30 protein-coding genes are annotated in these 19271 nt (G+C 38.6%); 26 read left to right on the top strand and 4 right to left on the bottom strand.

Features of this window, described 5'->3' with window-relative positions:
- Positions 1–281: 281 nt before the first annotated feature.
- Positions 282–1322 carry a nuclease-related domain-containing protein gene (locus M3234_RS00750; RefSeq protein ID WP_262303545.1) on the top strand — a complete coding sequence of 347 codons (1041 nt, stop codon included), beginning with the start codon at positions 282–284 and terminating at the stop codon, positions 1320–1322.
- On the top strand, positions 1300–1950 hold the full coding sequence (locus tag M3234_RS00745) for a hypothetical protein (protein WP_262302843.1): 651 nt from the start codon (positions 1300–1302) through the stop codon (positions 1948–1950). Before M3234_RS00750 ends, M3234_RS00745 begins: the two co-directional genes overlap by 23 nt.
- On the opposite strand, the gene M3234_RS00740 is transcribed toward M3234_RS00745, so the two are convergent.
- Genes M3234_RS00740 through M3234_RS00730 form a run of 3 tightly spaced genes read right to left on the bottom strand, consistent with a single transcriptional unit; the run spans position 1871 to position 4135 of the window.
- A complete protein-coding gene (locus tag M3234_RS00740; RefSeq protein ID WP_262302842.1) occupies positions 1871–3220 on the bottom strand; it encodes a recombinase family protein in 1350 nt (449 codons plus the stop codon). The two genes, M3234_RS00745 and M3234_RS00740, sit on opposite strands and share 80 nt — an antisense overlap.
- 35 nt (positions 3221–3255) lie before the next feature.
- Positions 3256–3693, bottom strand: coding sequence for an ImmA/IrrE family metallo-endopeptidase (locus M3234_RS00735; protein ID WP_262302841.1), 438 nt, complete (start codon positions 3691–3693; stop codon positions 3256–3258).
- Between the two features lie 22 nt (positions 3694–3715).
- Positions 3716–4135 carry a helix-turn-helix domain-containing protein gene (locus tag M3234_RS00730; RefSeq protein WP_262302840.1) on the bottom strand — a complete coding sequence of 140 codons (420 nt, stop codon included), beginning with the start codon at positions 4133–4135 and terminating at the stop codon, positions 3716–3718.
- Positions 4136–4289: 154 nt separating this feature from the next.
- On the opposite strand from M3234_RS00730, the gene M3234_RS00725 reads away from it, so the two are divergent.
- The 21 genes from M3234_RS00725 to M3234_RS00625 all read left to right on the top strand — a co-directional run bounded on the left by M3234_RS00725 (position 4290) and on the right by M3234_RS00625 (position 15673).
- The gene (locus M3234_RS00725; protein ID WP_262302839.1) at positions 4290–4481 is read left to right on the top strand and encodes a helix-turn-helix domain-containing protein; all 192 of its coding nucleotides are present in this window, start codon (positions 4290–4292) and stop codon (positions 4479–4481) included.
- 64 nt (positions 4482–4545) lie between these two features.
- Positions 4546–4740, top strand: coding sequence for a hypothetical protein (locus M3234_RS00720; RefSeq protein ID WP_262302838.1), 195 nt, complete (start codon positions 4546–4548; stop codon positions 4738–4740).
- Between the two features lie 2 nt (positions 4741–4742).
- Positions 4743–5048, top strand: a complete 306-nt coding sequence (locus M3234_RS00715; protein ID WP_262302837.1) for a hypothetical protein — start codon at positions 4743–4745, stop codon at positions 5046–5048.
- Between the two features lie 236 nt (positions 5049–5284).
- The gene (locus M3234_RS00710) at positions 5285–5626 is read left to right on the top strand and encodes a hypothetical protein (RefSeq protein WP_262302836.1); all 342 of its coding nucleotides are present in this window, start codon (positions 5285–5287) and stop codon (positions 5624–5626) included.
- A 113-nt stretch (positions 5627–5739) separates the two neighbouring features.
- On the top strand, positions 5740–6246 hold the full coding sequence (locus M3234_RS00705; RefSeq protein ID WP_262302835.1) for an FmdB family zinc ribbon protein: 507 nt from the start codon (positions 5740–5742) through the stop codon (positions 6244–6246).
- Between the two features lie 73 nt (positions 6247–6319).
- The gene (locus M3234_RS00700; protein WP_262303544.1) at positions 6320–7549 is read left to right on the top strand and encodes an SNF2-related protein; all 1230 of its coding nucleotides are present in this window, start codon (positions 6320–6322) and stop codon (positions 7547–7549) included.
- Positions 7546–7956 carry a YopX family protein gene (locus M3234_RS00695; protein ID WP_262302834.1) on the top strand — a complete coding sequence of 137 codons (411 nt, stop codon included), beginning with the start codon at positions 7546–7548 and terminating at the stop codon, positions 7954–7956. The genes M3234_RS00700 and M3234_RS00695 overlap by 4 nt, the downstream gene beginning before the upstream one ends.
- Complete coding sequence (locus M3234_RS00690) at positions 7956–8237, top strand: hypothetical protein (RefSeq protein WP_262302833.1); 282 nt, start codon at positions 7956–7958, stop codon at positions 8235–8237. Before M3234_RS00695 ends, M3234_RS00690 begins: the two co-directional genes overlap by 1 nt.
- Positions 8234–8461, top strand: a complete 228-nt coding sequence (locus tag M3234_RS00685; protein WP_262302832.1) for a hypothetical protein — start codon at positions 8234–8236, stop codon at positions 8459–8461. The genes M3234_RS00690 and M3234_RS00685 overlap by 4 nt, the downstream gene beginning before the upstream one ends.
- Positions 8462–8779: a hypothetical protein gene (locus M3234_RS00680; RefSeq protein WP_262302831.1), complete on the top strand. Its 318-nt coding sequence runs from the start codon at positions 8462–8464 to the stop codon at positions 8777–8779.
- Positions 8780–9061 (top strand): VRR-NUC domain-containing protein, encoded by a 282-nt coding sequence (locus M3234_RS00675; RefSeq protein ID WP_262302830.1) that lies wholly within the window; start codon positions 8780–8782, stop codon positions 9059–9061. It begins immediately after the preceding gene.
- Entirely contained in the window at positions 9058–10920 is a 1863-nt protein-coding gene (locus M3234_RS00670) for an AAA family ATPase (protein ID WP_262302829.1), read from the top strand. Before M3234_RS00675 ends, M3234_RS00670 begins: the two co-directional genes overlap by 4 nt.
- The gene (locus tag M3234_RS00665) at positions 10920–11231 is read left to right on the top strand and encodes an organic solvent tolerance protein OstA (protein WP_262302828.1); all 312 of its coding nucleotides are present in this window, start codon (positions 10920–10922) and stop codon (positions 11229–11231) included. The genes M3234_RS00670 and M3234_RS00665 overlap by 1 nt, the downstream gene beginning before the upstream one ends.
- Complete coding sequence (locus M3234_RS00660) at positions 11231–11719, top strand: DUF669 domain-containing protein (RefSeq protein WP_262302827.1); 489 nt, start codon at positions 11231–11233, stop codon at positions 11717–11719. Before M3234_RS00665 ends, M3234_RS00660 begins: the two co-directional genes overlap by 1 nt.
- A 52-nt stretch (positions 11720–11771) precedes the next feature.
- Positions 11772–12005, top strand: a complete 234-nt coding sequence (locus M3234_RS00655; RefSeq protein ID WP_262302826.1) for a nucleoside triphosphate pyrophosphohydrolase family protein — start codon at positions 11772–11774, stop codon at positions 12003–12005.
- Positions 12006–12007: 2 nt separating this feature from the next.
- Positions 12008–13693 carry a hypothetical protein gene (locus tag M3234_RS00650; protein WP_262302825.1) on the top strand — a complete coding sequence of 562 codons (1686 nt, stop codon included), beginning with the start codon at positions 12008–12010 and terminating at the stop codon, positions 13691–13693.
- 3 nt (positions 13694–13696) lie between these two features.
- Positions 13697–14095: a hypothetical protein gene (locus M3234_RS00645; protein ID WP_262302824.1), complete on the top strand. Its 399-nt coding sequence runs from the start codon at positions 13697–13699 to the stop codon at positions 14093–14095.
- The gene (locus tag M3234_RS00640; protein WP_262302823.1) at positions 14092–14604 is read left to right on the top strand and encodes a DUF5651 domain-containing protein; all 513 of its coding nucleotides are present in this window, start codon (positions 14092–14094) and stop codon (positions 14602–14604) included. Before M3234_RS00645 ends, M3234_RS00640 begins: the two co-directional genes overlap by 4 nt.
- Before the next feature lie 26 nt (positions 14605–14630).
- Positions 14631–15026 carry a beta-sandwich lipoprotein gene (locus M3234_RS00635; RefSeq protein WP_262302822.1) on the top strand — a complete coding sequence of 132 codons (396 nt, stop codon included), beginning with the start codon at positions 14631–14633 and terminating at the stop codon, positions 15024–15026.
- A 50-nt stretch (positions 15027–15076) separates the two neighbouring features.
- Entirely contained in the window at positions 15077–15457 is a 381-nt protein-coding gene (locus M3234_RS00630) for a hypothetical protein (protein ID WP_262302821.1), read from the top strand.
- 51 nt (positions 15458–15508) lie between these two features.
- On the top strand, positions 15509–15673 hold the full coding sequence (locus M3234_RS00625) for a hypothetical protein (protein ID WP_262302820.1): 165 nt from the start codon (positions 15509–15511) through the stop codon (positions 15671–15673).
- Between the two features lie 22 nt (positions 15674–15695).
- Here the strand turns inward: M3234_RS00625 and M3234_RS00620 are convergent, their stop codons facing one another.
- A complete protein-coding gene (locus M3234_RS00620; RefSeq protein WP_285858177.1) occupies positions 15696–16115 on the bottom strand; it encodes an HXXEE domain-containing protein in 420 nt (139 codons plus the stop codon).
- Between the two features lie 131 nt (positions 16116–16246).
- Between M3234_RS00620 and M3234_RS00615 the strand changes: the two genes are divergently transcribed.
- The 3 genes from M3234_RS00615 (at position 16247) to M3234_RS00605 (ending at position 18854) form a co-directional block, all read left to right on the top strand.
- On the top strand, positions 16247–16450 hold the full coding sequence (locus M3234_RS00615) for a hypothetical protein (protein ID WP_262302819.1): 204 nt from the start codon (positions 16247–16249) through the stop codon (positions 16448–16450).
- Between the two features lie 292 nt (positions 16451–16742).
- Entirely contained in the window at positions 16743–16949 is a 207-nt protein-coding gene (locus M3234_RS00610) for a hypothetical protein (RefSeq protein ID WP_262302818.1), read from the top strand.
- 39 nt (positions 16950–16988) lie between these two features.
- Positions 16989–18854 carry a DNA primase family protein gene (locus M3234_RS00605; RefSeq protein ID WP_262303542.1) on the top strand — a complete coding sequence of 622 codons (1866 nt, stop codon included), beginning with the start codon at positions 16989–16991 and terminating at the stop codon, positions 18852–18854.
- Positions 18855–19271: the final 417 nt, after the last annotated feature.

The raw sequence follows: 19271 nt of genomic DNA, 5'->3' as shown, positions 1-19271 counted from the left end.
TCCACTAATTCGGCGAATAGCCGATTAAGCCCCATGATTAGGGGGAAGTGTTTATAAAAGGTAATCTAAAAACATGGTTCGGCGAATAACTCATGAAGTTCGGCGAATAACTTATAGAGTTCGGCGAATAATGGACTCAAATCGGCGAATAACTCCACCAATTCGGCGAATATCCATTTCTCCCCCACCGGGCCAGTTAAATTTGTGTTAAAATTCGACAATTTTATCAAGAAATAATAAAATATACCTAACCGAAATTTAGGGAGTGATGATACTTGTTAATGAAGGACCTTCCAGTTCCGCTATGGCTAATACTGACCGAAGCTTTAAAAATTCGTATTATTCCGGGCCATTACAAATTACCGGATATTGAAAAAGACATTGCGAAGATAAAAGCCGGTTACAAAGGTGAACTGATTTTAAGCCATTTCGTAAACCAACTTCCACACGATAAATACTACATATTTCACGACCTCCAGCTAGTACACAACGGCATCCACTTTCAAATTGACACTCTGCTTATCACTCGAAATTACATTCTCATAATTGAAGCTAAAAATATTAAAGGAACAGTACTGTTTGATAATGTATTTAACCAGTTAATTCGATACAACAATGATGGAACAGAGGATGTTTTTGAGGATCCCCGCGTTCAAGCGAAGCGGCTGTGCAAACTTCTAGGCGGAATTCTTGCCGCAAACGGGTTGAATTTTCTCCCGATTGATCACCTTGTTTTTTTCAGCAGTACTAAAACCATTTTAAAAACTAATACCAATGACTACAGAACCTTAGAAAAAGTCTGCAAAGGCAGGGATTTGTTTAGCAAAATAGAAGGTTTGGAAAAAACGTATACCCAGCCACGAGTAAACGACAATACTATCATTGATCTTGCAAAATTCCTTTTTAGCAACCACAGTCCCATGAAAATTGATATTTTAAAAGAATACTCCCTTTCGAGCAACGACATTCGAACCGGAGTTTGCTGCCCTAAATGTCTTCACATCCCAATGACTTACCTTAAAAGAAGAAAGTGGCATTGTCCTGTTTGTGATTTCATTTCAAACGATGCTTTTATTGCAGGAGTCAGAGATTACTTTCTGTTAATAAAGCCATCCATTACCAATACCGAATGCCGGAGCTTCCTACACATTCCAACTATTGATACTGCTCAAAAACTTCTTTTTCAATTAAACCTGCCCTCCTCAGGCAGCAAAAGGGGCCGTTTATATTTTCCTCATTCAATAGAATTCCCTGTGCTATCTGAGAGAACTTCCCTAAAGTCGGGTAGGGAGGTGCCCCATGCGTTTTATAATAAAAAATAACAAGCTCATCATGCAAAAATTCTTCACGGAGGATTCGCTCAAAATCTCACAAATTCCAGCAATCCCCCAACCGCCGCCAGATTCGAACTATCCATATAATCATGACCTTCAAAAGCTCCTTACCGGCAAACAATTCCTCCTGGACGACATTCCATTCCAACACGACAATCTTCAGGATCATTATGAAAATGGGTATATTACATTCCGCAAAGGCATTGACTACAACGGGAAAAAGCCAATCTGCACCCGCTGCGGGAACAAGGACCCACAATGGTTCGCAGTCTACCCTTGTGCACGGTGTGGTGAGACCTGTCTCTATTGCCGCCATTGCCTCATGATGGGGCGTATAAGCGAATGCACGCCGCTCTTCGGATGGAATGGCCCAGTGCCTGACACCATGCTGCCACTAAAAATCATGGACTGGCAGGGTACGCTTTCAAAAGGGCAGCAAGCAGCGTCGGACAAAGTGGTGGAAGCCATCTTAAACAAACAGGAGCTTCTAGTATGGGCCGTCTGCGTGGCCGGAAATGAATACATAATTTTTTGTGTTAAAAATTCCACGCGATTTCTACGTTTTCGTCGTGGATCTCGATTTGCTTTATTAACTTTTGAACAATGGCTTGTCTAGTTGGAAAGTCTGCTGATAAGAGGTCAATGGAGTATTGGTTTAATTCCTGTTCAGTAAAATTATTTAGTTGTTTGTTCTGGTTATCTTTCCGAATCTGTAATTGGATTTTTTCTTGTTCAAGTGTATTTACCTGTTTGTTTAATAACGCAACTGGCACTTTTCCTTCTACATACAGAGCTAGAGTGCGCTCCATTTTTTCATCGACTTTTTTCATTAATTTATCATAGTCGATTTTACTCGTTTTTTTATTATCTGTTTTTTTGTCAATTATCAGGCTGTTAATTTCGTCAATAACCAATGCCTCCAGTTTTGAATAATTCCAAGTTTTGTTCATACATTTTTCATCATATTCAGATGGAAAACGGCGGGCCCGGCACAGGTAATACCGGTAATACTTATCCTTTTTAACTTTGTCTCTTGCTTGGTAAGTTATATAATTTTCCCCACAATCCCCACAGGTTATGAGACCTGACAATAAACTTTGTTTAGCTTTATGAGCGTTATTGCCTTTGTGCCTGGATAAAAGCACTTGTACCCTGGTAAACTGTTCTTTACTTATGATGGACTTGTGTCGGCCTTTGTACCAGGTTCCTGCAAAACTCACTTCACCAATATATAAACGATTACGAAGAATATCATTGTACCTTCTAAACCGCCATACCGGGAATCCTAATTCCTTTAAACCTGTCTGAACCTTTGTTATAGAATGATATTGCTCATACAAATCAAATGCTGCTCTAATATGTGCAGCTTCGTCCCCCTTGATATATAATTCACCGTCACGAAGCCCATACCCGGCGGGATCATAATTTCCCCCGGCAGACCAATATCCTTCCTCTGCCCGTTTAATTAGGCCCATCCTCATGCGCTCAGCGATGGTCTCACGTTCAAGTTGGGCAAAGACGGATAAAATACCTATCATGGCTTTTCCGAACGGTGTGGATGTATCTAGTGTCTCTGTGATGGATACAAATTCCACATTGTTTTTTAGGAAATGTTCCTCAATTAAATCAAGGGTATCCCTTTGTGACCTAGATAGACGGTCCAGCTTATAGACGACAACAACATCGATGTTTTTTAAATCACTTAGTAATCGCTGCAAAGCTGGACGGTCAGTGTTAGATCCACTGTAGCCAGGATCAATAAAAGTATCATAAACAATCCAATCTTTGGATTTACAATAAGCTTCTAAACGTTCTCGTTGTGATTCAATACTATAATTCTCGACCTGCTCTTGCGTACTAACACGGATGTATAATGCAGCTCTCATTGTAAATTCTCCTCATTTAAGAATGTATGTTTGGTTTATTTACCAAAAAAATTAGCTTTGATTAAATAAGCTAGTTCATTTGGTATCCCACATAGTCTCGTTAATTCATAGATTGAAATACTTTCAGTTAGATAATCTTTGTTAATTAATAGTTCAATAGCAAATCTATTCGCTTCAACTTCTAATCTATCAACTGAAACGAATGTATTCTTTCTTAAAAACGGAGTGTTTGCTCTAGGGTGCAATACAGCATGTCCTAATTCATGGCCACATACAAAAAGTTGGTTTTCATCGCTTAGATTAGAGTTGATAAAAATGTATTTATTTCTTCGATCATATTTGTAAAACCCATTAATCTCTTCGTGGAAATTATGTGGAATCACTTGGATGTTCATCATTGATGCGAGTTCAAACGGATCATTCGTTTTATATTTCCTTGTTAGGTTAGCTACTCTGTCTTTAATCCAGCTCAACGTAATCGACCCCGCATCCCTACTAGATGTTATCGTCTTTTCTGTATTTTTTAGGAATGTACTTTTTGTTAATCCTTTGTGTCTGGCGGACGGCAACTTCCATTGCTTCCAGAAATGATTCTACAGCTTCCTCGCTCATCGGTTCCCCATTAAAAAGAAGACCATCTTCACTGGTTAGATCCTTACGGATTTGCTCCATTCTTTTGGCAATGTCAATTTCATCTTTATTTGTGAAGGAAGATGTTTTACCAGTGCTTAACCATTCATAATCAGACTCGTATAATTGAGATAAAAGTTGTAATGTTTCCAAATCAGGTTCACTACCATCGTTTTCGTAACGGCTTAATGTTTTATTATTTATGTTTGTCCGACGATATACCTCTGTTTGGGTATAACCTTTTTTCTCGCGAGCAATTCTTAAACGTTCCCCTAATGTTGACAATGATATTCCCTCCCTATGAGAACATCTTAGCATCGTTACTCAAAAAATAAGAAAATTTTCTCATAAAAATTGAAATTATTCTTGACTTCTCAGAAAATGAGATATATATTTAACACACAAGGTTCTCAGAAAGTGAGAAAGGAGGTAAAAGACTTTGAGCATCAATGAAAAAATCAGAAATTATATTGAAAAAAATGGTCTTAAGTTTAACTTCGTTGCAGATAAAGTCCAGATTGAAGAAAAGAGGTTTTATCGCCTTATCAACAGTGAGACTAAAATATCAGCTGAGGACTTGGGAAAAATCTGCAAAGGGTTGGATGTTGATCCGTCATTTTTTTTGAATTAAATTTCTCGGAAAATGAGAAGGTAACTCAACAGGTTATCTTTCCACAAATAAGGTTGGGTGATACATGAACATAACAATTACAGGAATGTCAGTAGACGGTCATTCAGTTCCGGTTCCTCACGGGTTATCCGAATTAATCAATGCAGCTGGTGCCTGGGGTATTCGAAAAGAGAAATCAGCAATTACTAAAAAGTATGACCGGAGGGTTGAAAAGAGGGGAGAACATTTCGTAACGGTTCTCACATTAAAGGAGGGTTAGAAGTGGCAACTATACCAAGCCATCTTGCTACGGATCGGTACTGGAAAGGTGTTATTCATCTATTTCGAAATCACTATAAGCTACAAAGTGTTTTTACTACCAAATATTTTAACCTTGAAGGTGGTTCTATCAAAATAGCAGCGCTTAAAAAAGAAGCTGGTCCATGGTCGGGATCCGAGAAATTCATGCTTAACCTGGCACTACACCTTTTCAACGAAAGGAATAAGGTAAACCTTTCCGACATGCATTATCTGGATGAAAATAACAAAAAGTTAGCAATGGAAGCTATTACGTTGAGGTTTTTCTAATGAACAAGTGTCTCCAGTGCGGTAAAGAGACATATGCCTTTAAATATTTCTGCAGCATCGAGTGTGAGGTAGCTTACACGGATCAGCTTAATAACAGCAATAACCGAGGTTGAGAAACCTCACTTTTTTCGGCAATCACCGCGAAAAATGTTGTCGAGTTTACTAGATTCCTGTAAAGCACTATCAAAAATGTGAAAACTAGCAAACATTTAATCTAAAAATGGAGGAGAAAAAGAATGGAAAAAGTCATGTTGTCGAAAGAAGAAGCTCAGGCGTTGGAAAGTGCTCTTGAAATTAGCGGTGGGGTCCCATCAAATGTTGTTCAATGGCATTCCCAAGATTTATGGGAGGGTGAGCGTTCCGTTTTAAATGATTTGGATATCGATACTGTCTGCCGGGCACTGTATGTAGGTTACGAGGTAGAGCCGGGGCCAGAGGAGAAACTTTTAAAACATTTTCAGGATCAGGGAGTATTCAAGAAAAAGTATCCTGCAACCGAATATCACTCGGGACACATGGACGGAATTCGTCTAACTCTTGATCTATTAAACATCCAAATCAAAGGAATCAATTGTTAATTATGGTCATTTAAAGGAGGTGATATCCGTGAAAATTAAACCAAAGAAATGGTTGGCCATGACGATTCAGCAAAAATTAATGGCACTATATGCTGCAAGGAGGAAGTAAAAAAATGAAGCAGTTATATCACGTTTACGAATGCCAGGATTGCGTTCTTTCATTCGCGGTGGAACAGGCATTTGAAGATCAGTCAGAAATATGCTGCCCAAATTGCGGAGATGAAGATATCCGTGATGTTGGTTCAGGAGAAATGACTATAATTCTGCCGGCCGGAAGAGTCCACACCTGGAAGATGACGGAGGGACAACGGTCAGAATATGTCAAAAAGAATCCGATTGTTCCGACCGATAAGCCAAGTGGTACAGGCCTTGTTAATGTTTCTGAAATGCAATATTCAAAAGCGAAAGAAAAGAGCTTAGAAACTAGACAAAAACAAAGCAACAGAATCATAGACGGAGTGGACACAGAATACCTCCATAAATTGTTTATGCAAGGTATACCGTTAAGTTATATTGCGGATGCTCTAAAAATTACTTTATCTACGTTAAACAACTACATCAAAGAGCAGAGGAAAGTCGAGCCTGAAAAATGGCCGAGAAGGTCGGATAGAAAAAATTAAGACCCGTGCTGCAACACGGATCTAAAGTAAAACTTATTTCACTCTCACTATAGCACGAATCGAGGTGATAATCATTAAATTATTCCAACATCAGGAAAGAGCACTAGATGAAACGTACGACAAAAATCGTGTCGCTTATTACCTTGATATGGGACTTGGGAAAACTTTCGTAGGTAGCGAGAAAATGTGGGAGCTCAATGAACTTTATAATCTGGTAATCTGTCAAAAGTCAAAAATACAAGATTGGATGGAACACTTCCAAACATTCTATCCAGAATACCAGGTAATCATTTTCGACCAACAGCCTATAGAAAAAATCCCACCTGAGTCGGTTTTAATCATCAACTACGACAAGGTTTGGAGACGCCCTGAATTATTGAAATTAAAACACTTCACACTCATGTTGGATGAATCTTCAATGATTAAAAATGAATCGTCAAATCGCACTAAATTCATTATGAAATTGAGCGCAGATAACGTGATATTGCTTTCGGGTACTCCTACTGGTGGTAAGTATGAAGAGTTGTGGTCCCAGCTGCATCTTCTTGGGTGGGGGATAAGTAAGAAATTATTTATGAAGCAGTTTGTTGTCCAGGAATGGGATGACCGGAATCAGCAATATAAGATCACTGGTTACAAAAATGTGGACCGCTTGAAAGCCAAATTAAAGCAATATGGCGCGGTGTTTATGAAGACCGAGGAAGTTTTCAATTTACCGGCAGTCAATGATGTGACGGTTAAGATTCCGACTACCAAGCAGTACAAGGAATTTAAACAGCATAGCATTGTAACCTTGAACGGCGAAGAGTTAATTGGGGATACGGCCACCAGTAAGAAGTTGTACTTGCGTCAGCTGGCGGGGGTTTACAACGACAACAAGCTTCAGTATGTGAAGGATCTAATCGACAGCACCAATGACCGCATCATTATTTTCTACAACTTCAAAAAAGAGTATGCAGCATTGGTAGACATGATTGATAAGCCTGTATCGACAATTAACGGTGATTTAAAGGACCTTACTGCATACGAGCAGCATGATAATTCAGTGACTTTGATACAGTATCAAGCCGGTGCCATGGGGCTTAACTTACAGAAATCCAATAAGATTGTGTATTTCTCCCTGACCGATAAGAGTGAACTGTTCGAGCAATCAAAAAAGCGGACCCACCGGATTGGGCAGGATAGAGCATGTTTCTATTATTATCTGCTGACGGATGGATCCATTGAATGGCGGATGCTTGAAGTACTGAAAGAACGGAAAGATTATACGGATGCCTTATTTGAGAAGGAGGAGATGTCGTGAGTCGAGAGTCTAAGTTTCGGGCTTGGTTTGAAAGAGAGAACAAGATGGTTCTACCAGAAAACCTCGCCCTTAGTTATGACGGTAATGATGGTTTTGATTTTGCCTTTGATAAAGAGTTTCCGGATGTAGAAGGTACTATTCCAGGTACACTTTGTTTTAACCTGATGCAATACACCGGTATGAAGGATAAGAACGGAAAAGAGATCTTTGAATCTGACATTATAAAGGTTGCCCAAGATGAACTCTATGAAGTGCGTTTCGATTGTGGTGGATTTATGGCGGGGGACATGTTCCTTGATGATTACTGGAATCCCTCTTATGGACATTTGGTTGAAATTGTTGGGAATAAGTTTGAAAATCCGGGATTGCTGGAAGAAACTATTGAACCGTTGGAGGATAAACATTAATGGCATATTCCCGAGAAGAGCAAGAAACCTGTTTGGTTTTCGACCCTGTAAAAGGGACATGGAACGTTTACTCCAATGTTCCAAAACACATTCGAAAACTTAGTAAAATCACAGAATTATTCACCATAGAAGAGGAAGATGGCAAGCCGATTTGTGTTAAAGGTGTCCTCACCGAGAAACAGGTGGGTATGAGGGCCGAGCGTATGATGTCCGATGAACAAAAACGAGCCGCAGCTGAACGATTGGCTGAAGCCAGAGATAAAAAGGATGGTGCCCAGTGAAACCGCCGGCAGTACCACAAACCAAAAATTTTATACGTTTCACTTTTAGTAATGGGGAGTCTGTAATCTCATCAAAAGTTGAAACAATCAAAGCGTTAGTTGAAGTTTTCGAATCTATACCACTCTTAGACAAGAAAAATGCATATTTCATTGTTGATAACAAAGTTGTGTTTTTGGAGAATGTTGATTCTATCCATTGGAACTTAATTGAGGAGGAAAAATAAATGTCTAATGAAGTAGTTCAGTTTGAAAATAAGTATTTAGCGGTAATGGCCGGTATTGCGGCGGCTGAAAAGCAAATTAAACAATTAACCGAACAGCAAAAGAACCTGAAAGCTGAATTAGAAGCGGCAATGGATCAGCACGAAATTAAATCTATTGATAATGAGTTTTTGAAAATCACCAGGGTTGCTGCCAGTTCTTCTAAATCGATTGATTTGAAAAAGCTTCAAGAAAAAGAGCCGGCATTGTACGGGGAACTACTGGAAGATTATCCGAAAGTGACCAATAAAAAAGCCTACGTGATGTTTAAGGTGAAGTAAATGCGTGAATCAGCCTTTCAAAAGAAAGTCATGGATTTTCTGAAACAAAAAAATGCTTGGCACCTTAAATATTGGGCCGGCAGTCAGTACACCAAACAGGGCATACCGGACATACTGGCATGCATCGATGGAACTTTTCATGGAATTGAATTAAAAACGGATGTTGGACAACCTACCAAGCTTCAACTACATAACATCCAGAAAATAAAGGATTCGGGTGGTGAGGCTTATATTTTAAGGCCTAAGGATTTTGAAGCCTGGAAAGAAAGGTGGTTTAAGTGACCCAGTACAGCTACAGCCGAGTGTCACTATTCAATGACTGTCCGTATCATTTTAAGCTGAGATACATTGATCAGCTGACAGAATTACCTAAGTATGATGCTGATAACCCTTTAATTATTGGACATGCTCTCCATACTGGAATTGAAACTGATGTGGAAACAGCTTTAAAGGAGTATTACAATTCCTTCCCGGTCTGCACTGATCGGATAATTGAAGAAGCAATGAAGCTCGAAATCTTGATTCCTAAGGTTAAAGATTTCTTGAATAAAAACTTTGGAGAATTTGAGTTTATCCATGAGTACAAACTAGATTTTCCAAATTATCTTGGATTTGTCGATTTAATCCTGAAAGCACCAGACGGGTCCTGTATGGTAATGGATTTCAAGTATTCCAACAACGTTAAGAATTATCTCGAATCCGGCCAGCTGCATATCTACAAAGATTACCTGGAGCAAGATGGATTTGATGTAAAAAGATTAGCATACTTGTTTGTTCCAAAGACCACTTTAAAACAAGAGAACAACGAGGATCTATTCCATTTTCGGAAAAGGATTGTACAGGCAGTAGCCGATTCAGAGGTTAAATTAGTGCCTATCACTTTCGACGAAATGGAAACAGTCTATTTCAAAAATAAAATTACCGATATCGAAAGAGCAAAGGATTTTCCGAAAAACACGAGCGGGAAGTGCTTCAGCTGCAACCCGCGTTTTGCACCAAATTACTTGGAAGCTATTTATAACGAAAAAGGAGAGATTGTAATGGCACTACCGAAAAATGAGCGCCGCGAGCGCAAGATTGACACCAATCCGGACTTTTGGATTTATGCAGATTCATATGTTGGAAAGAGTACGTTTGTGGATCATGTGGACAATGTGTTATTCCTTAACACGGATGGTAATACCGATAATACCACAGCACCAGTACAACCGATTAAGGATGTTGTCACCAAGTCTGGCCGCGTGACAACCCGTAAATTGGCCTGGGATGTTTTCCTTGAAACGATTTCCGATTTAGAAACAGAAGAAAATGATTTTGAAGCTGTTGCTCTGGACCTTGTAGAGGACATTTATGAACACTGCCGGGTTTACGTTTTCGAGAAAAACGGATGGGAGCATGAATCAGATGGTTCCTATGGTAAAGGATGGTCCAAGGTTACTACCGAGTTTAATAACGCTATGAAGCGTTTAAAAGCATTGGGTTACCAAATCATTTATATCAGCAAAGAAAAAGTTGAAGAAATCACTCTCAAAGGCGGTTCTAAGCGGACCACATTCAAGCCGAACATCAATGATAAGGTTGCCAATTTCCTTACGGGTACCGTGGATTTAACATTACGTGCTTTCGTAAATTCCGAGGATGAAAGATTCCTGCAGCTGGCCAAGAAGCAAAACGTTTTTGGTGGTGGTCGTTTCGATTTCCAAGTTGAAACTATTCCATTAGAAATGGAAGCATTTATCGAAGAGTTAAAAGCTGCCCAGGAAGGGAAATCAACCAAGAAAAAGGACAAGCGTACCGGTCGGGTAAAAACTGAAGAACCCCAATCTGCTCCAGATGGTGGAGGAACTGAGAAATCGGATTCCCCATCTAAGCCTGAACGATCCAGACGCCGCCGAGAAGATAATCAGGAATCTGAAGAAGTGGTTGATGAAAAACAGCCGGTAGAGGAAGAAAAACCAAAGCGGGAACGCAAATCACGGAAATCCGAAGAAGCACCTGCTGAAGAAGAAAAACCGCGTGAGCGTAAACGCCGGGAACGTAAGGCTGTAGAGGGAGAAGATACGCCTCCTGGGGAAGATACTGCTACCGAAGAACAGCCGGCCCGTACTCGTAGGACACGTAGAAACAGAGGTGAGGAATAATGGCAATTAAAGAGCTAAATGTAAAAGAGCAGCATTACGCTGACACTCGTGAAGAGGCAGAATCAATCGTTGAAGAAGCGAAGGATGATGTTTATCTAACATCCTTCAAAATTAGCGAAAAGCACAATAAATTAGGCACATATTTCTTGGTTGACCTGGCATTCAGCTATGACACACCAAAAGAATTTATGGAATCTAAACCAATTAAGAAGCCTGCACCAGCTGAAGAACCACCTAAGGGCCAAATCGAATATTCCGTTAACCAGGATGGCACCGTTTCTGTAAATCAAGATGAGGAGGATGAAGAATAATGGCAGAAAATAAGTTTGATTGGAGCAAGTTTGATAAGCAGGTAGATTTAGAGGCTTTGCAATCCGATGTTGAAGAAGTTGAAAAAAATGGCGGTGGCAATTTCGAGGAACTACCCGATGGTTCATATGAAGTGGAAGTAGAAAAGATGGAACTGGGTACTTCTAAAAAAGGTGACCCAATGCTAAAAATTCAATTTAAAGTCGTGGCCGGCGAATATGAAAATAAACGTATTTTCTACAACGGTGTAATGCAGCCGCAAAATGATAGTGCTTTTGGATTTCAGGTACACCGCAATAATGAAATGCTCCGGTCCCTTTGGGATTGCAAAAAGGAAGATGTTAAATTTACCGGATTTAAAGATTATGCTGACCTAGTTCTCGACATCCACGAGGACATTGACGGGCAATTTGAGTACCTGATTGTAAAGGGCACTGATAAAAAGGGATACACCACGTTAGAAATCGAGGAAGTCTTTGAAGTTGAATAATTGAATAAAGGGGAGGTTCTGACCTTCCCTTTTGTTTTAAGGAGAATCAAATATGAATGAACAAAGGGCCAAAATTTTTAACGATATTAACCTTGAGCGTGAAAGACAGGATCGCCTCCATCCAAACAAATTACCACTTCCAATGCGCTTTATCACTATTATGGAAGAAGCCGGTGAAGTGGCTGAAGCTTTACAGGAAAATGATATGGATAGTGTTTACCGAGAATTAATTGATACAGCAGCATCGTGTATAAGAATGGCCGAACAAGTTTTAAAAGGTGATTGAAAATGCTTTTCTACGACTTTGAGGTATTTAAATATGATTGGTTAGTGGTCATAACGGATACTGACACAAAATCGGAAAAGGTTTTTGTGAATAATACTCAAGCGTTAATAGATTACTACAATCAACATAAATCCGATATATGGATTGGCTATAACAGTCGGCACTATGACCAATATATTTTGAAAGCTATAATTTGTGGTTTTACACCTCAAAAAATTAACGAGTGGATTATCAATAAACGGGAGCCAGGATGGAAATTCTACAAGGATTTCTGGAAGATACAGCTTTATAACTACGATGTGATGACCAATAAATTAAGGTCATTGAAGCAGCTGGAAGGTTTTCAAGGTCATGATATTCGTGAATCCTCGGTAGATTTCACGATTGATCGAGAACTGACAGATGATGAAATTGAAGACGTTATTAGATATTGCCGGCATGATGTCCATGAAACAATGCATATTTTCATGGCCAATCTTGAAGAGTTTGAGTCCCAAATTGAGCTATTGAAAATGTTCAACCTGCCTTTACGGAATATATCCAAGACGAAAGCGCAGCTGTCAGCTGTCATTCTGGAAGCGAGACAGCCACAGACACCAAGACACGATGAATTCGATTTTACTTTTCCACCCACATTGAAAATCCATAAATATACCGAAGTGTTGGATTTCTATTGGGATAATCGGGACTATAACAAGGTTTTAGAGATAGAGGTTGCCGGGGTACCGCACTTGTTTGCCTGGGGCGGTCTACATGGGGCGCGAAGTAATTATTTTGGCACCGGTCACTTTATTAATATCGATGTTGCCAGCTATTACCCTGCTTTAATGATCGAGTACGGATATTTAAGTCGTAACGTAAAGAATCCGGAAAAATTTCGGGAAATTCGTGATACCAGGCTAAGATATAAGGCTGCCAAAGATAAACGTCAGGCGCCGCTGAAAATCGTCATTAACGGCACATACGGAGCAATGAAGGATAAATATAACGGACTTTATGACCCGTTACAAGCCAACAATGTTTGTATTGGTGGTATGACATTACTGCTGGATTTAATTGAAAAGCTTGAGCCTTATTGTGACATTATCCAATCCAATACAGACGGTATCCTGGTTAAATTACGGCACTATAATGATTATGACTTAATCGATGACATCTGCTATGAGTGGGAGCAGCGGACCAAAATGGAGCTCGAGTTTGATGAGTTTGTCAAAGTCATTCAAAAGGACGTTAATAACTATATTTTGGTGGATGCCGATGGCAAATATAAATCCAAGGGTTCCTATGTCAAAAAGCTTAACAGTTTGGACTATGACCTTCCTATCGTCAATGAAGCGATAGTGAATTGGTTCGTTAAAGGAATAGATCCTGAGGAAACCATCTTTGGATGCAAGGACCTTATTAAGTTTCAAAAAATCGTGAAGATATCCAATAAATATGATCATGCAGTGTACGGATCCAAACGTATGCATGAAAAAGTTTTCCGGGTCTTTGCCAGCATTGATACGAAGGATAAAGAACTTCGAAGGGTAAAGGATGGATCACCAGAAAAAATATCATACACACCGGAACGCTGCTTTATTATCAATGACGATGTAACCGGGATGTCGATACCTGGGAAGCTAGATTACTGGTGGTATTTGGATTTAGCAAATGAACGGATAAATGCGTTTTTGGGGAAGGAGTAAATCATGAACAGACCTTTAACAAGTCAAATAGTTATAGATGAGTTTACCAAAATCATAGATTCACAGGATGAAAAGGGTTTTAAAAAGTACGGAACCACAATTGACCAGGCTAATAACAAGGATTATAACTGGGAGCTCATGGCCCTGGAAGAAACAGCCGACTTGCAAAAGTATTTGGTCCGTAGAATTGCTGAGCTTACTGGAGAGTTAATGCGGGCTAAAGCACAGATTAAGGAATTAGAGCGCAAACAATCAACAATATTTGTGGACGAAGATCATCAACTCTTTAAGAAAAAACTAGCTGATTTTATGCAACAGATTAATCCTAAGCCGACCATTGAACAAATCGAACAATTAAAGCAGCAATATTTTGAGAATAGAAAAAGGAAGGATGAAGAATGAGAGACTATTTGAATTCAATAGAAAAAAATCAGTTTTTGGTTATGAACTCTGTTTTGCAAATGGCGATCGGAATTCGAAATCAGGGTATGGATGGTCCGAAACTACAGACAATGCGGGAAGAATGGACCAAACGGGACAACATGACTAAGGGTGAACATAAGAGTTTGAAAATGGCAGAAACGTATTTAAGTAAATTTATTATGTCTGTATATAATCGCCTCAGTAAGAAAGAGCAGGAACAGATCAACAAAAAACTGATGAAATATGACTTTAAATTGGTCGATGATTTCACACTACAAAAGGTGAATCGGGACATCAAAGACAAAATACAAAACGCGGTAATGCCTCGCCAGCAGTTCTACGATTGGTGCTCGGAGATTATGGCGGTTAAATGTAATGGCTGCACAAAGGATTGGAATACATGCCCGTTGTACGAAGTGTTTGAGGATAATTTTGTCCCGGAAAGCGGGTTTGACTGTACTAACTGCAAGTTTGCTTATACGGAATAGACACAAAAATCGAAAGGTTGATGAAAATGAAGAAGAAAATTGGAATGTTAATTTTAGGATTTACGGCTGTTGTTGCTCTAGTTGGATGCACTGAAGCAGATACCGTTTCACAAAACTTATCAAAGTCAGCTGATTCTTTTGAGGTTCAACGAAAGGTTGTTTTCTTCAATGGAATTACAGACAGAGACTTGTTGGTCATTGAAGGTCTTTGCTCTCTCGGAAACGGTGACAGTGACAGAAGAATGACAGTTACTTGTAAAGTCGGAAAAGACAAGTACAAAAAACATTATCTCGGTTTAAGTGACAATGTGAGTTTCTTTGCTGAACAGCTGGACGCAAAGAAAGAGGACCCTTTCCACTACAAAGTCATTATTCGTCCAGAGGCAATTATTCCAGACATTGACCTTCAAACTAGTAATTAAATTTCAGTGCACAAACGACAAAAATGCGACGTAGTGAAAGGGCGATTTTTATGAAAACTAAAGTATTTGATAACGGTTTAGTCGTTAAACATCGAAAATCAGCAATCATCTTTGAAAATGGCAATGGTAAAAAGGAACGTGAGGAACGTTTTTATTATGAATTTACAAAAGAAGGATTTAAAGAATTTGCTGATTATATCGAAGAAGTAGCTAATGAAGCATGGTTAAGTATTGTACCAAAGGAAGCCGACAACTTTGGCTCGGATTATGATGAATACTATGACCGCAAATATGACGCTAATGGCAACCTATCAATTAAGGAAGATGGTATTGAAATTATCGCTCCGTATTGGTCAGTAGATAAGCTGTATCAATTCAATAAACCTAAAATACAATCGTTCATTTTTGACCTGCGAAAGAAAGTTAATTAAGGCGAAGTTCGAATCAATTGACCCAAATTTAAAAGTAAGGAGAGATCTAAAATGGAAATCAGAGAGTTTTTGGTTTGCAATGAGGACAATTTGTATTTTGGTCGTGAAGGTTCTTTAGTTGCAATAACTGATTCTACAATCACATTAAGGGTGAGAATACCCGAAGGTGAAAATGAAACAGTGGTCTTTTCACATAGCGAAGTTGAAGAAATTTGACGAAAACAGTGCAGCAATACAATTATACTAATCTGTAAAATAGATAGATTGTATATGGTGTAACAAGTCCAATAGCCGTATAAAGACCAGGGGTATAAGATCTCAAAATGAGTGTTTGTATGATATGAACGAGGTTATGTAAAAGGACAAAACACAAAAAAAACAAAAATATGTTAGCTATCCAACTATTATCTATAAATTCAACTTTTAGGAATACAAATGTAGATCCAACTAGAAATATAACAACATCTCTTTTAGCGAAAGAATGTGAATTTATTTTCCAAAAGTTCCAAATTAAAATCTTTAAACGTTTATTAGTATTTTCTACTAAGTAAGACGTTTTCCGAGACCAATTTTCAACACTGATTATTTCTTCAAAGTCGTGCAACATAAATATGACTAAAAAAAGCCAAATAGCATTATGTAATTCAATTGAGAACATTGTGCTTTACCTCCAATAAGCAATGCAATAAATTATTTTTATTTTTAATAATATCACGTATTGTAAATTTTAGGTAATCTAATGCACAGTTCGATTCAATAGCGTAACAAACAAAAATGAGGTGTGATGGTATGGGAATTTTATATAACACAGTGGCAACCCTTCCAGAACTTAAAAGAAATCACATCATTGAAAGATTGCTAGAAAAAGGCATCACAGAAACGAAGGACGGCATCAGCATTTATGACATGGACTATAAAGCGCTTAGATTAGAACTGTCTAAAGCGGATTTTCGCGATATTAATGCAGAATCTGATTCAAATAGTTGGTTTTAACGACAGCAATCGGGAACGACGGCAATTGACGGCATTTGCATTCGACGGCATGTGAGTTTGACAGCATTCGACTATGACGGCAAACTACAAAATTTCCATGTAATAAATAGTCGATTGACCCACATTGATGATGGGCATAAGAAACAAAAAAGCTGCCCAAACGGGACAGCTCTCTTGTGAAATATTACTAGGTTCTTGCTAAGGAGAGTAGCAAGTACTTTAGTATTATCGACCATTTTCTAAATATTGTCTAGCGCTTATGACCAAAATTTAGACTAAAGGAATTGATGAAATGAAAAAAGGAGTTATGAATACATCCAGAAGGGAATCTAACTTCATTAATCGTATGAGTTCGGAACAAAGAGATAGATACATCAAAGACTTTATTGCAAGATGTAACCCGGAGCAGTTAATCCCGTTTATTAAAATCACCAAACACGATAAGCATTTTCGTGAGATTGAGTATGTGATAAATGTGCCTGATAAAGATATAGAGTAGTTACAGTTTTTACGCTACACCCGAAAGTAGGTGATTAAGATTTATAAAGGTTATCTCAAAGGCAATGGCAAACATGCTGCCACCAAATTTAAAGACACTGACAAACTTCTATCATATAATACAGTCCGAAAATATGATTCCTATGTTGGTATTTTGGAAGATGACTATATTATGGTTGATGTCGATGACATTGACTCAGCTGAAACGCTGCTCGATATAGTTGAAGACAATGACATCCAATGTTCAGTCCTGGAGACGAATAACGGGTACCATTTTTATTTCAAAGGATATGACATAACTGCCAATAAAATTAAGTGGTTTTCTAACATAGGAATCCCTTGTGATTACAAATTAGGGATAAAAAACACCGCGGATCCGTTAAAGATAGATGGGAAAGTTCGCCGGTGGGTTAGGAAAGCAACTGAGCATGAACCTTTGCCAATTTGGCTTTACCCGTATCATAAGAAAAACCCTAACTTGACCAAGTTATCCGAGGGAGACGGCCGGAACGATAAACTGTTCACCTATATTTTAAAAATGCAGTCTCAGGGCATGGCCAAGAAGGATATCAAAGAAACAATCGCGATCATCAACAAATACATCCTGGAAGAACCGGTTGAGGACAAGGAACTAAATATTATCCTTCGTGATGATGCATTCATGAAAGAATCCTTTTTCATAAAGGGTTCTTTCCAGCATGAGAAGTTTGGTGATTTTCTTATCAATGAACACCATATATGTAAAATCGCGAACATTTTACATATTTATAAGGACGGTGTGTACTCCGATAAACAGGCTGACATCGAGGAGGCGATGATAAAACACATTCCGAATTTAAAGCGAATGCAACGCCAAGAAACTCTTGCTTACCTGCAGCTGAAAGCCAAAGACAAACATTTCTCGCCTACCAAATATGTACCTGTTCGCAATGGAGTTTTTAATTTGGAAACTTGGAAACTTGAAGATTTCAGTCCGGACATTATCACTCGAAATAAGATTCCGGTTCCGTATATCCATAATGCTTATTACGAAGTAACCGATAAAACATTAAATAAAATCGCGGTTAACGACAAAAAAATACGTGCTATTTTGGAAGAAATTCTTGGCTATATCTTATTTCGTCGGAATGAATTCGCTGCCACATTTATCCTCACTGGTGACGGATCCAATGGTAAATCATCCTATCTAAAGATAATCCGGAGGTTGGCCGGGACGGATAATTGTGCATCCTTGGATTTGAAAGAACTTGATCAGCGATTTAAGACTGCTGAATTGTTCGGCAAGCTCGTCAATATCGGTGACGATATTTCCAAAGGATACATCAAAGAATCATCCGTTTTTAAAAAGTTGTCTACCGGCGAAACCTTAAACGTCGAAAGAAAAGGAAAGGATCCTTTTGATTTTACGAACTATGCAAAAATGATCTTTTCTGCAAACGAAATGCCGCGAATAAATGATTATACAGACGGACTTGGGCGCCGGTTACAAATCGTTCCGTTTAGAGCAAAATTCAGTGTCGCTGATGAAGATTACGATCCATTTATCACTGATAAATTATTATCAGATGAATCTATGCAGTATGTATTGAATTTGGCATTATCCGCACTTAAACGATTGCTAACTAATAAACAGTTTACAAAATCGAAAGCCGTTGAAGATGAGTTGTCCAAATACCAGGAAGAAAATAATCCGGTTCTCAGCTTCATCAATAATGAGGATGTGGAACTGGAACGTGGGGTAGTGGGCGATATATATATGCAGTATAAAGTTTACTGTTCAGAAAATGGATACCAGCCAGTAAGCAATATTAGTTTCAGTAAACAGATAAAACAGTTTTTTGGTTTCAACACCAAGGTTCAAAAAGTAGATGGGAAAAGTACGAGATTATTTGTAAGTGAAGAGTAACTTTTTTCGCGCTTTTCCAAAGTTGGTCAAATAGTCGTGACCGTTTTTTGGTCAAACTACTTTCAAAAAGTCATTATTATCAAGGTCTGAAAAAATGCATTTGACCGTTTTTTGGTCACGAAAATGGCTAAAATCGTGACCATTTTTAATGAAAATCATCAAAAAATAGGTCAAATGCGTAACCTGTAACCGAATGCGTAACCGGGAAAAATCCAGTAATATCAAGACTTAAAGGTGTGTCGGTTACGGGTTACAGATGAAATCAACTTCTTTATAAAATAAATAATAAAAAATAAAAAAATACTATTTTATAAAAGAAAAATAGGGGGTAAATGCGTAACCGTGGTTGTCGAAAGTTGTCGGGAAATCAGTCGTATCAAGGGTTCAAGGCGGTTACAGATGGTTACGCATTTTGTC

Source organism: Neobacillus niacini (genome assembly GCF_023715785.1).
GTDB classification, from domain to species: Bacteria; Bacillota; Bacilli; order Bacillales; family Cytobacillaceae; genus Neobacillus; species Neobacillus niacini_E.
Note: the sequence above shows the minus strand (reverse complement) of the source record. Positions and strands in the feature narration are given on the sequence as shown.